Annotated in this window: 11 protein-coding genes; 5 read left to right on the forward strand and 6 right to left on the reverse strand. The window is 45.3% G+C overall.

Going from position 1 to position 12,839, the window contains the following annotated elements; all coding sequences use genetic code 11:
* The first annotated feature begins 82 nt into the window (after nt 1-82).
* A complete protein-coding gene (locus tag AAA943_RS09500) occupies nt 83-1,249 on the forward strand; it encodes a cystathionine gamma-synthase (RefSeq protein WP_338224072.1) in 1,167 nt (388 codons plus the stop codon).
* On the opposite strand, the gene AAA943_RS09505 is transcribed toward AAA943_RS09500, so the two are convergent.
* The 4 genes from AAA943_RS09505 to AAA943_RS09520 are packed head-to-tail and all read right to left on the reverse strand — an operon-like array spanning nt 1,250 to nt 8,880.
* Nucleotides 1,250-2,083: a hypothetical protein gene (locus tag AAA943_RS09505; protein ID WP_338223993.1), complete on the reverse strand. Its 834-nt coding sequence runs from the start codon at nt 2,081-2,083 to the stop codon at nt 1,250-1,252. It abuts the gene before it with no gap.
* Nucleotides 2,084-2,086: 3 nt separating this feature from the next.
* On the reverse strand, nt 2,087-3,037 hold the full coding sequence (locus AAA943_RS09510) for a Smr/MutS family protein (RefSeq protein ID WP_338223994.1): 951 nt from the start codon (nt 3,035-3,037) through the stop codon (nt 2,087-2,089).
* On the reverse strand, nt 3,034-4,332 hold the full coding sequence (locus AAA943_RS09515) for a cryptochrome/photolyase family protein (RefSeq protein ID WP_338223995.1): 1,299 nt from the start codon (nt 4,330-4,332) through the stop codon (nt 3,034-3,036). Before AAA943_RS09515 ends, AAA943_RS09510 begins: the two co-directional genes overlap by 4 nt.
* Nucleotides 4,333-4,374: 42 nt before the next feature.
* Complete coding sequence (locus tag AAA943_RS09520; RefSeq protein ID WP_338223996.1) at nt 4,375-8,880, reverse strand: translocation/assembly module TamB domain-containing protein; 4,506 nt, start codon at nt 8,878-8,880, stop codon at nt 4,375-4,377.
* A 98-nt stretch (nt 8,881-8,978) separates the two neighbouring features.
* Between AAA943_RS09520 and tsaD the strand changes: the two genes are divergently transcribed.
* The 4 genes from tsaD to AAA943_RS09540 are packed head-to-tail and all read left to right on the forward strand — an operon-like array spanning nt 8,979 to nt 11,740.
* Nucleotides 8,979-9,992 carry a tRNA (adenosine(37)-N6)-threonylcarbamoyltransferase complex transferase subunit TsaD gene (tsaD, locus tag AAA943_RS09525; RefSeq protein WP_338223997.1) on the forward strand — a complete coding sequence of 338 codons (1,014 nt, stop codon included), beginning with the start codon at nt 8,979-8,981 and terminating at the stop codon, nt 9,990-9,992.
* Nucleotide 9,993: 1 nt separating this feature from the next.
* Entirely contained in the window at nt 9,994-10,464 is a 471-nt protein-coding gene (smpB, locus tag AAA943_RS09530) for an SsrA-binding protein SmpB (protein WP_338223998.1), read from the forward strand.
* Nucleotides 10,427-11,224 (forward strand): hypothetical protein, encoded by a 798-nt coding sequence (locus AAA943_RS09535; protein ID WP_338223999.1) that lies wholly within the window; start codon nt 10,427-10,429, stop codon nt 11,222-11,224. The genes smpB and AAA943_RS09535 overlap by 38 nt, the downstream gene beginning before the upstream one ends.
* 3 nt (nt 11,225-11,227) lie before the next feature.
* Nucleotides 11,228-11,740, forward strand: a complete 513-nt coding sequence (locus AAA943_RS09540; protein WP_338224000.1) for an HNH endonuclease — start codon at nt 11,228-11,230, stop codon at nt 11,738-11,740.
* Here the strand turns inward: AAA943_RS09540 and AAA943_RS09545 are convergent.
* Both AAA943_RS09545 and AAA943_RS09550 read right to left on the reverse strand, forming a co-directional pair.
* Nucleotides 11,737-11,970 (reverse strand): hypothetical protein, encoded by a 234-nt coding sequence (locus AAA943_RS09545; RefSeq protein WP_338224001.1) that lies wholly within the window; start codon nt 11,968-11,970, stop codon nt 11,737-11,739. The two genes, AAA943_RS09540 and AAA943_RS09545, sit on opposite strands and share 4 nt — an antisense overlap.
* A gap of 24 nt (nt 11,971-11,994) precedes the next feature.
* Complete coding sequence (locus AAA943_RS09550) at nt 11,995-12,552, reverse strand: hypothetical protein (protein ID WP_338224002.1); 558 nt, start codon at nt 12,550-12,552, stop codon at nt 11,995-11,997.
* Nucleotides 12,553-12,839: the final 287 nt, after the last annotated feature.

Consider the following 12,839-nt stretch of genomic DNA (forward strand, 5'->3'; position numbering starts at 1 on the left):
TTGTATTTATCGGCAAGTTTAGCATTTAAAGTCTGTTTTTCTCCGGAAATCACTCGCGATCACCTATCCTCCACTTAAGAATATAAACTCAAAAATATCCACAATGAAATTTGGTACCAAAGCCATACATGCCGGAGTAAGTCCGGACCCTTCTACCGGGGCGATCATGACCCCGATCTACCAAACATCCACTTATGTGCAGAAGTCACCGGGAGATCATTTGGGTTACGAATATAGCCGTACTCACAATCCTACCCGCACTGCCCTCCAAGACAGCTTGGCAGCCTTGGAAAACGGCAAGCATGGGATTTGCTTTTCTTCGGGTCTTGGAGCGATCGATTCGGTCATCAAACTTTTCAGTCCCGGAGATGAAATCATTTCCACCAATGACCTGTATGGGGGTACTTACCGATTGTTTACCAAGGTTTTTGAGAAGTATGGGATCAAGTTTCACTTCGTATCGATGGCAGATCCTGAGCAGCTTTCTGCCTACGTCAACGAGAAAACCAAAATGGTATGGGTGGAGACTCCTACCAATCCCATGATGAATATCATTGACCTGGAGGCTATGGCGGCTTTTTCCAAAAAGCATGGTTTGCTTTTGGCCGTAGACAATACCTTCGCTTCTCCTTTCATTCAAAATCCTCTGGATTTGGGGGCTGATATCGTCATGCACTCAGTGACTAAGTACCTGGGAGGACACTCCGATGTGGTTATGGGCGCCTTGGTGGTCAAGGACGATGAACTGGCTTCCCGATTGGTTTTTTTGCAGAATGCCTGTGGAGCCACTCCGGGACCTCAAGATTGCTTTTTAGTACTCAGAGGGATCAAAACGCTTCACTTACGGATGGAAAGACATTCCCAAAACGGGAAAACCATAGCGGCTTTTCTGAAAAATCATCCTAAAGTAGAGAAAGTATATTGGCCGGGTTTCGAAGATCACCCCAACTACGAGGTGGCGAAAAAGCAAATGCGTTCCTTTGGAGGGATGATTTCATTCACCTTGGCAGGCAACCGACTTGAAGATGCCAAAACAGTCATGGAAAACCTGCACCTTTTCTCTCTGGCAGAATCCTTGGGTGGGGTAGAATCTCTCTGCGGTCACCCGGCGAGTATGACTCACGCTTCTATTCCCAAAGCTGAACGCGAAAAAGTGGGCTTAGTCGATTCCTTGATCCGGCTCAGTGTGGGGGTTGAGGATGCCGAGGATTTGATGAGCGATTTGGCTCAGGCTTTGGCAAAAATCTAATCAGACGGCCAACTTTTCCATCAAGCGAACAGCCTGTTTTTCTATTTGGGAAGACAGGCTTTTCTTCTCTGCCTTGAGTTCCTTGGCCCATTCCAGGTATTTTTTGGAAGGGTTTTCTTTTTCTGCCAAAAAATGGGACAGCGCCTGCAGATTCAGGTGATTGGCATACCAAGGTTTTAGACTTTCTTTCAATCCTTGGATCTCCCCATGAATCTGAGAGACAAAGATGGGATTGAAGCCCAGATGAATCAGAAGATTTTCCAGCATGATGATTTTCCTTAGGCTTTCGAAAAGCTCTGGAAAAGTTTGCGTCTTCAGAGGGACTTCTATATCTTCTTGGAGGTAGCCAAGTTCCTCATTGGCGAGCTGATGGATTGCGGTAGAGATCATCAGTGGTTTGATACCCCTGCTGCTTTGGTGGGTTTTGACTAAGAAATCGTCCCAGACCTTAAGCGTGCTTCCTATTGCCAAATCGAAGGCTTCTTTCTGGACGTTTCGTTTTTCTGTCAAAAGGTAAGCGGAAAAACTTTCCATACTCTGATTTTGCTGGGCTACCCGGCTTTGAATGTTTCTCTCCACCAGTTTGAGATGATGAATCTTCCGCAGGGATTTTTTCAGCCGCTTGAAGGGAGAAAAAAGACTGACTCCCAAGTCCTCGTTTTCAAAGTGGATTTTCGCCATCAAGTCCGAATAAAGCTCCAAAAACTCCAGTTTGGAAAGAAGCTCTACCGCTTTTTTGGTCTTGATTTGCTTACCCAAGGCAAGGAAAAGAGCTTTTGCCTCAGCATGCTGTTGCTCAAAGTATAGGAATACCGGCGATGTTTTGACGGACATGTTTTAGGAAATTCTCACCAGAGTGGCGCCATAGCCCCACTGATCTTTCTGGGTGTCCTGAAAGTACTTAATATTTCCTAATTGACTCAGTCGCTTGTGAATTTCTTTTCTCAAGATCCCATTTCCCAAACCATGAATGAAGGTGATTTCATCCATTCCGGAAGCGATGGCCTGATTGAGTTTTTCTTCAAAAACTTCCAGCTGAATCCGCATCTTCTCTGAATTACTCAACTTTTCGGGCTGGGAGTGAAGCACTTCGATGTGGAGATCTATGGAGCGGGATGGTTTTTGAACTGGAGCAGGGGCTGGACTTGGGTTAATTTGACTGAGTTCCGAATTTAGACTTCGGATATCCAATTCTTTGGTGGTCTGCTCGAGAGCGAAGAGGTAGACATTTTTGTCCAGAAGAGGAGCTTTGCTCAGGTGCTTAAAAAACTGGGTAGGTTTCATTTTGAGCTGTCGCTCAAAAGCAGGAATGGCTTTTTCCAGCTTATTTTGGATCGGGATAAATCGCAAAAGAAACGCAGGCCATTCATCCATTTCCTTTAGCAGTCGGTCATCGATTTTTTTTGCCTCACCGGCATTGAGTGTTCCCGCAAAAAGGGTTCGGTGATTGTCCCCATAGACCTCAGCGGTATGGGAAAGGTAGGTCTGCCTGCTGTCATTGATTAGGTAGATACTGAGGTTTTGGTCATTGAGCGGGACAAAAGCCAAGTAGAGTCCCTGATCTTTTGGGGCTGAAATCGGAGCTGGGGTGAAGGTTTCCTGATCGGTTTGGGCTTGATTTCCAAAATAGTTTTTTTCCGTAGAAGCAATCAGAACCACTTCCGATTTCAGGGCTGGAATGACAAATCCATCCTCGATTTCCACTTCTATTTTTCCGCTCGAGGAGATCCTGCGGATTACGCCTTCCTCTTTTCCGTGAAGCAACCGGACTCGGTCTCCAATATTCATTGATCTAGGGCTTTTTTATAGGTATCTAAGGCTCTTTGTCTCGCAAATTTGTGATCTACGATCGGTTTGGGGTACTTGGAAGTACCCAATTCCGGAACCCATTTTTTGATGTATTTCAGGTCTTTGTCAAATTTTTCAGTTTGGGATTCCGGATTGAAAACACGGAAATAAGGCTGAGCATCCGTACCGGTACCCGCGGCCCACTGCCAGCCGCCGTTGTTTGAGGCAAGCTCAAAATCAAGCAATTTTTTGGCAAAGTAAGCTTCCCCCCACCTCCAGTCAATCAGGAGATGCTTGGTGAGAAAGGAAGCTACGATCATCCGGACCCGGTTGTGCATGTAGCCGGTGGTATTGAGTTCACGCATCCCGGCATCCACTATCGGGTATCCTGTCTTTCCCTCGCACCAAGCCTGAAATTCCTCCTCATTGTTTCTCCAGGGAATCTGATCATAGGCAGGCTTGAAAGCATGATCTACCACTTGAGGATTGTATCCCAAAATCATCATGTAAAATTCCCTCCAAATCAATTCATTGAGGTAGGTGTCATTGAGGCTGTAGGCTGTTTTGGCGAGTTTTCGGATAGAGATGGTCCCAAAGCGAAGATGAATTCCCAATCGGGAGGTGCCGTTTTTGGCTGGAAAGTTTCGGGTTTGGTCGTAATGGCTGATTAGGTCTTTGTCTGCGACTCGAGGAGGGATTTCAATCCCTGATTTTTCAAAGCCCATATCCCTGAGGGAAATTTCCTGTAGAGGATCGGTCTTTTTCAGGTTTTTCCATGTCGGTTCTCCCAATGGCTCCACTTGGCTTTCCTTGAATTTGTCCAGCCAAGTCTTGCTAAAGGGAGTAAAGACCTTGTAGAATTCTCCCGAACCGTTCAGGATTTCACCGGGCTCAAAGATGACCTGATCTTTGAAAGCAAAAAATGAGACCGATTTCGCTTTCAAAAGCTTTTCTATTTTCTTGTCGCGGTCTTTTGCGTAGGGTTCATAATCCCGGTTGGTGTACACGGATTCCACCTCAAACTCCTCCAAGAGCTTGGGAAATAGCTCTTCCGGCTTTCCATATTTCATCAGCAGTGACCCCCCTTTTTTCTCCAATTCAGCTTTGATATTCAGGATTTCTCTATGAATAAATTCGACCCTTGCGTCCTTTTTTTCCTCCAGAAGATCCAGAATATTGCTGTCAAAAATGAAAAGGGGAAGTACGTTATGTTCCTGCTGCAAGGCATAGTAAAGGCCGGTGTTGTCTTCCAGTCTCAGGTCTCGGCGAAACCAAAAAAGGGTGGTTTTTTTCATGATTATTTTTTTCAAAAGAATAGATCCAAGGCAGTAAATGTTTCAGAGATTTTCTTTGGTGGGTAGGATGACCCGGGTAGTATCTGATTTGGCAGGAGGGCTGAAAGGGGGGAGTTTTTCCAGATCAATAGGCGTCCAGTCTTCATCCGGCTGATAATCTCTTCTCAGGAAATCATCAGAGTCGTTGGTCAGATTTTCCTTATTCTTTTTCTTAAAAATAATATTGAAGAGTTCGGAGAAGGAGTTGAATGACACGTTTTGAGTAAGTGAAGCTCCGTAGGTGAGCACATTTTGTGTCAAGGATAGCGAGGTAAAGGTATTGAAATTATTTCGGTTAAAAATTCTCAGGCGATATACCCCGTCTTCCGTGATCAGGTATTCGGCCTGCCAGTCTCCGATGATGGAAGCGGCATTGGCATTTCCTTGATTGTCAGTAAATCCCCCGTCTCGGGATACCCGCAGCCTTCCGTCCAGGAAGGTATATGCTACGCTCAGCTGGAAGTTTTCGAGGGCGTTTTGATCCAAAGTAGCCAAGTCGATATTGATTTCGAGGTTTTTGTCCAAACTTCCGATCAAGTTGTTCAGCTGAGAAGATACCAAGCTGCTCAAGCTGGAGGAAATGGTGGCTACTCCGGTAAATTCCCCCTCCGGAGAGAAGCTTCGGCTGATGATCACCGATACCACTTGTCGATTCATTTCCTGCTCATCGGCGGCTACCCGGTTTTGAAAGGCCGATATGGTCGTCTGTACATCCCCGGATGAGGGAAACTCAGAGAAATCAAAGCTGAAGCTGATATTGGGGGACAAGAGCTCCCCTTCCAGATCCATGAGGACTTTCAGTGGAAATCTTCGTCTCATTTGGCTGTTTTCCTGGAGGGCGGTAGAGCTGGCTAGCGGCTGAAGGTTTACATTTTCTTCATAGACTGCTCTCAAATTCATTATGCCTTGCAGAGGGTCTCCAAACCAGGTGATTCTTCCTCCCGGCTGAATGATAAACTGCTTTTTGACCACATTGTACAGGGAGAAGTTATAGAGCCCTTCCGATATCTCATAGTTGCCACTGAGTCCAAAATTGCCCTGGGTGTCAACATTCATGGTCAATACTCCACGCCCTCTTCCTTGAATACTTTCCCCTGTTTTTGGGTCAATGATGATCTCTACGTAGGCGTCTGGAGTCACATCCAGAATAAAATTCATCCGTACGTTCTGGATATCCAGGCGGTTGACCTCTTCTGCCAAGGCATTGATCCGCACGGTATCCTGAATGTTGATGATCTGGATGAAGTCTTCCTGGTACTGATCATTGCTACTCACCAGTGGGATATACATCCGTGTGTTGGGCTGGGAAGTGACGGATGCGTTGATATTCAGATTGCTGGTGCTTCCTTTCACCTCCAAAGTACCGGATGTGTAGGCGGTTCCGTAAAACATCTCACTTTCCCGGGCTGTGGTGTTCAAGACCTGAAAATTATTCAGTCGGGAATTGATGTCTAGATTGAAGTCCGTGAAGCCTTGATGCCTGACCCCTCCGGTAAAGGTGGCCCTATTGCCATTGATATCCCGGAGTACTAAATCACGAAAACTGATTAAGGTGGGTTGGAATAGGACACTTCCATCCAGCTGATAGCTGGTATTAAGGTAATTGACTCGGAATTTGGCTTGATTGAGTCTGCCGGTTCCGATCAGTTCCGGGACATCCAAGGTTCCTCTGAGTTGCAGATTTCCGGTCATGTTTCCTCCCAGATTGGTAATGTATTGGGAAAGAAAAGGCTCAAAAATCACCAAATTGGCTTCATCCAATCGCGCTTCCACATCCACGTTTTTGCTGTCCAGGCCGATGGTGCCATTGGCTGTGATTTTTTCTATCCCATTGATATCATTGGTCAATCCCAGTCTTACTTCGGATTCATCCAAACTAGCATTGGCCTGAAGATTACCTATAGGAAACTGATTGATCTCCATGTCTGAGATGGAGAGATTGCCTTTGAATCTAGCCTGGTCTTGCAGATTGGAAAGGACAAGCTGACCCGTTGCCGTTCCGTCAAAGGTATAACTGGTGACTGTATTCAACAGGTCAAGACTGACTTTTTGAAGATTGATTTGAAGACTTTCTACCGGGTCTGCACTGATTGTACCTTCTACTCCCAGCAGCTGTTCCTCTTTAAAAATGTTTAGGTTTTCAAAGGTGATCTCCCCCTGAGCAATTGTGACCCGATTGGTGGGCTCAAACTCCCATTCTCTATCGAGCACTCGAAGAAGGGAGGGTTTGAATCGGATTTCAGTACCCGAACTGGAAAATGTGGTCTCAGCCTCGATTCTGGCCTTGCTCTGTGTGGAGTCCTGGTCCAAGCTGAATTCTAAATCCAGATTGGTTTGATTCCAGATTGCCTCAAGACCCAGATTGGTAAAGGCTAGCTGCTGCCCGATCTTTTGCTCCTTGGAGTAGATATAAAATGAGGCCAAGATATCCTCACTGTTGATGATTTTGGATGTGTTGAAGTCAATATTGGTTCCAAATGCAGTTTTGTCCTGATAGCTTAACGTATCGATACTTGTAAAAAAGTTGAAGACAGTATTCTCCGTGGTCTGGTAGAAAGCTCCTTCCAAAATGGTGTTTTTTGAAATGGCAAAATCCGGCTCCAAGAGCTGAATGATTGGATTGATATTGGGCATCCTTACATTGAGATCCAAATTGTAAGGCTCAGAAAAATTCTTCTCCAAATCAGCAATCGGCTGGGGCTCATTCAGCACAATGGCCAAGTATTGCTTTCCCAAGACTTCCAGATCCTGAAGCATTTGTCCCAAATTGAACTGTCCGGAAGCGGCAGCCACGATGTAGTCGGAATTGAGAGAAATCGTGCGGGTTCCTCCTGCAAAAAGGGATTGGAAATAGGCTCCGCCAAAATCCAGAAAGCGGTCTTCATACCCGAATTTCATGTCGGTAAATTTGGCTATTCCCGTTATTTCATCCAGAGAGACCCCCTTGGTATTGATGTCCATTTTGCCGGCAATGAAAGCCCGTTTCTCCGAAAGATTGATCTGATCCAGATTCAGGGTGTCCAGATTGGCAATCAACCGAACGGAGTCCACCCCTTCGTTGAGGTTGAGATAACCATCAATTTGAACCATCAGGTTGGGGTCGTTGATGTCCAGGTTTCCCCGGAAAAGATTCAAACCATACGTTGCATCGGTTCGAATTCCTGTGAAATTATAGGAATTGACCCCAATCTGACTGATGGAAGCTTTCATGTCTACCAGCAGATTTTCTATGGAATTTCCTTTCAAATCCACATTTCCCTCCAAGCTTACCTTTTGAAGCAGTTCCCGGTCTTCTGCCAATATTCCCAAATCCAAATTCTGGACTTTTACTCTGGAAACAATATAGGGAAGGTTGTTGACCAAATCATAGGTGATTCTTCCTTCCAGATTGCCGATGCTTGTTTTGAAGGATCCATTGGTCACAAAGCGGGTGGGTACTCCTTGGAATTCTGTGTCAAATCGAATCAGATTAAACTTATTGATTTGTTTTTCCACATCTTCGGGAAGGTAAGGAGCCAATTCCCTGGCAGAAATCACAGAGTTTTTGAGAGAAAGATTGAGGTAAGTTTTCTCAAAATCAGGCAACCCATCCAATAAAAAGGAGCCGAAAATGGCTGTTTTCTGTCCTAAGCGAAGAAGGAATTCATCAGATTTGATTTCTGCAACCGGGCCTAGGACGGTACCGCTGAGAGAAATGACATCTTCTATTTCCGGTAAATCAGGAACAAAAAGCCGCAAATCGGAGAGATGGACTTTTGTCTCATTCATCTTGGCGGTGATTTTGACTTGATTTAGAAAATCTGAGTATCCCTCAGGACCAATCAAATCCAGCCTCAGGTAATCCTGAATGGCACTTTTATCAGTTTTCAAGGAAAGCGCATCCAGTTCCAAATAGGCTGGGTCGTAGGTTAGCTGGGTTTTTAACTCCCGAATTCTCAGGCCCGAATTGAGCTCTTTTCCTGTCAGCGTCTTGATGTCAATTCCTATCGTAGCGCCTGCTAAGGTGAAGTTTTCGGCATTGGCTGTAATTTCATCAAATTGAAGCCGGCTATAGTCCATGCCTTGCACTGTGGGCTCTGAGTTGTAATTGACCAAATAAAATTCCGATTGTCGGAGTTCGAGGGTTTTGAACTTGATGCCAATAGGTTTGGAAGTGGATTGGGATGAGCCAAAACGTTCATTCATTTCATCGACCCATTGGTTGATATTGAGTAGGCTGTCTCCAGAATGGGTGAGCAAGTGGATTTTTGCTTTTTCCAGCCGGATTAGATCTATTACAATATCACCGGGAGGGAGTAAGCTCAATAGCGCAAAGTCTGCATGGGCGCGATCTACCCCGATCATTAGGCTGTCGTTGGAGTCGTAGATTTTGACTTCTTCCAAATCTAGGGCATCCCACCAGTTGAGTTTAATTTTTCCTATTTCGGTGGTGAATTCCGAGCCTGTATTCAGATAGGACGTGACTCGGTCGATGACCCAGTTTTGTACCGAGGTGACTTGGAGGGACATAGCCAGTAGAATTAACAGCAGAAGGGTGGAGAATATCACCCAAGACAGCAAGCGAAAGGCTTTGTGCAAAAAATCCGTAACTTTCGGGCTCTTTTCCAATGGGTACCAACGATATCTCTATACTAGCAATTGAATCCTCGTGTGACGAGACTTCTGCCTCTATTATCTTAAATGGCAAAGTACTTAATAATATTGTGGCCACACAATCAGTCCACGAAAAATATGGCGGTGTAGTTCCCGAATTGGCCTCGAGAGCCCACCAAGAAAACCTCATTCCTGTCATCCAAGAGGCCATTTCTTCCTCTGGCATATCCAAAGATCAGCTGTCGGCTGTGGCCTTCACCCGAGGTCCGGGTCTGATGGGAGCATTGCTGGTGGGAGTCAGTTTTGCCAAGGCTTTTGCCCGGTCTTTGAATATTCCACTGATCGATGTAAACCATATGCAGGCTCATGTTTTGGCACATTTTATTGATGAGCCCAAGCCCGGTTTTCCTTTTCTCTGTCTGACTGTGAGTGGAGGGCATACCCAGCTGGTACTGGTAAGAGATCACTTGGATATGGAAGTGATCGGGCAGACTCAGGATGACGCAGTGGGAGAAGCTTTTGACAAGACAGCCAAACTGTTGGGACTTCCCTACCCGGGAGGACCTTTGATCGATCGGTACGCAAAGGAGGGAAATTCCAAAGCCTTTGCTTTTCCAGTCACCCGAATGCCCGGATTGGATTACTCTTTTTCGGGTATCAAGACGGCGGTTCTTTATTTTCTCAGAGATCAGCTGGCTCAAGATCCTGATTTTATTGAAAAAAATCTGGCCGACCTTTGCGCGAGTATCCAATACACCCTGATCGAAATGCTGCTGATCAAACTCAAAGAAGCGGTCAAGCAAACCGGGGTGAAAGAAATTGCTATCGCTGGAGGAGTCTCTGCCAATTCTGGACTTCGAGCAGCTTTGGAAGAGTTGTCCAAAAAGCGGGGTTGGAAACTTTTTGTCCCCAAATTCGAATACTGCACCGACAACGCAGCCATGATTGCCATGGCGGCCCATTACAAGTATCTAAAGGGAGAATTTGTCGGTCTTGATGTCACTCCCCTTGCCAAAATGAAATTTTGATATGTCATCCAAGCCCAATCGATTCGAGAAATCTGTCAACATCAAAAACAAGAAGGCTAGCTTCGAATTTGAATTTATTGATACCTATGTGGCAGGATTGATGCTGACAGGTACCGAGATCAAGTCGATCAGGGAAGCCAAAGTGTCTTTGACCGAGGCCTATTGTGTCTTTCATGAAGGAGAGCTTTTCATCAGGCAGATGCATATCGCACCCTACAGCATGGCAGCAAGTTACAATCATGAGGCTGTCCGGGAGAGAAAACTTCTGCTCAATAAAAAAGAATTGGAAAAGCTGGAAACTAAGTCATCGGAAAAGGGGCTTGCAATCATTCCGGTTCGTATATTTATCAATGACCGAGGCAAGGCCAAACTGGAAATTGCTTTGGCAAGAGGAAAGAAACTCCACGATAAACGACAGGACCTGAAGGAAAAAGATGCAAAAAGAGAGCTCCAAAGAATGGCCTTTGATTGATGCGTATGGGATTTGCAGACAGACTCTACTGCCAGTTTATAAACAACCAACTTTTGACTCAGCCCTGGTCACCCAGCTCCTGTTTGGAGAGTGTTACCAGATCGTTGGCCTGACTTCCGACCGGCACTGGTTCCGGGTGTATCATGAGGATACCGGTATGGGGGGCTGGGTTTGGGCCACATTGATCAAAGAAATCACCGGGCCTGAATATCAGGGTTTTTTGAATCAGGATTTTCAGATAGTCACCAGCCCGATAGCGGTCATCGAATATTTGGGTTCCAATCTTTATCTGCTTCCGGGAAGCCGGCTGCATTTTTCGGAGTTTGAGCTATTCAATTGGCAGGATCACATCGGTTTTACGGGAAATTATCGTGCCCATGCCAAAAAGGCAACAAGGGAGGAACTGGTAGAAATCGGACTTCGCTTTTTAAATGCCCCCTTCCAATCCGGGGGAAGAAGTCTTTTTGGGTTGGATGAAGAGCAGGGTTTCGCTTTGATCTTCGGAATAGCCGGCTACACTTGGATTTCAGGAAAAATTCCCGGTAGAAGTGTCGATCCCGAACAAACAGTACCGGGAGATCTTTTTATTTTCAGGGATTTGGAAAAGCAAACTGTTCATTTTGGGCTGTTTTTGGGAGCTGAAGAAGTCCTATGGATGGACAATAAGCTCAAAATCTCTGATATGGACGAGTGGGAGGACTTTCTGAGAAACAATAGTAGTGAACAGGTCGTTTTTGACGCGAGATCAATAGTAGGATAAGGTATGGAAAAGCGGGTATTAGTTCTCAATTTGGATCATTCTCCAGTGGCCGTAGTCAGCCCTCAAAAGGCGATTGTGCTGGTGCTTTTGGAGAAGGCCAATGTATTGTCCACTTATCAGCTGTTGGAAATCCGTACGGTGAGCCGGAGCTTTGAATATCCTGCTGTAATCCGCCTGAGCCAATACAAAAATGTCCCCTATCGTGGGGTCCTTCTGAATCGAAATAACCTTTTTCGCAGAGATAACGGGGAATGCCAGTATTGTGGCAGTCGCCGCCACCTGACGATCGATCATATTATTCCCCGCTCCAAAGGTGGAAAAACTTCCTGGACCAATTTGGTGACTGCCTGCAATCGCTGCAACGTGAACAAAGGGGATAAAACCCCCGAACAGGCAGGAATGATGCTGAAAAAAGAACCCTTTAAACCATCCCTATCCTACTTTTTGGCAGAATATGCGGAAAGACAAGCAGAGGAATGGTTGCCGTTTCTTTCTGTGCCCTCTCTAAACCCCTAATCTTGGCCTTTGGCCAGTAAAAGTTGAAACTCCAAAGGGCTGCAGGGTAGAAATTCATCTGCCTCCAAGTCTTCAAAAATATCTTCGTCGGCTTCTATAGACGTTTTTTCGATTTTGCCATCCGGATGAACAATCAGTTCGATCCCGGTGAAATCTGTCGGGTTTACCTTGACCAAAACCTGGTAATCGTCAAATACCCGCTTGAAATACTGTGAAATTGCTTTGGCCATACTTTTTTTTGCGAAGCTAGTCAATCATTTCCTGTTATTGAAAGAGGTGACAGGTGCTGCGTAGTAGATCACATCAGCTGGTGGCTTTTGAGTAGCTTTTATCTGATCGAAGACAAAAAAGGTGTGGGCAAGGAAATCTTGTTCATTCAGGGTCTTCACGGGGTTAATTCCGAAATTTTCTACGACGAAGAGTGGTCCGAAAGGCCCGATGATTTCATGTCCATTTCGATTTCGTGTTCGTTTCAATCTGAAAACTTCTCCTCCCACAAACTCAAACCGGGCATTTCCCCAAAAGTAACTTCCTTTTCCTCTTGCCACTTGCAGTTTGGAGTCTTTGTCTACAATTCTAGCGTTTTTTAGAATTCCATTGCCATTATGGTAGAACAGTCGGAAAACACGCCCATCGTAATGAAGATCTGCATATTGAAATCCGGGATCGATTTTCAACAGCGTGTTTTCACCTCCGGATTCTTGGTATTTCACTTCGATCATCGGTACTTCCCAAGAAGCGGTGGATTGTGAATTGGCTTGGAAGGAAAGAATCAACAATCCGATAAGAAGAAAAAGAGAACGGGTTTGCATGGGAGTGGCTGTTAGTTGATAGCTTCAACGAAATCATTTGCTTGAGGTTCAAATGTTTTGGTTAGCAAATCCCATCTCCTTATTTATCAAAATGACACCATAAAATTATTTTTTTTGAAAATTCCGAAACGATGCTTTGTCTTTTCCAATCCCTTTCTAAATTTGCTCATCGATTATGAAAACAGTCGCAAATAAATATTGGTGGTGGCATTCTAGTTCTTTCCAAGGGAAAGCTCAGAAAGCCGTTGCCTAAATTTTGCGCAGCACATACCATAGAAGGCTTACTG

It is taken from the genome of Algoriphagus confluentis (genome assembly GCF_036245625.1).
Lineage (GTDB): Bacteria > Bacteroidota > Bacteroidia > Cytophagales > Cyclobacteriaceae > Algoriphagus > Algoriphagus confluentis.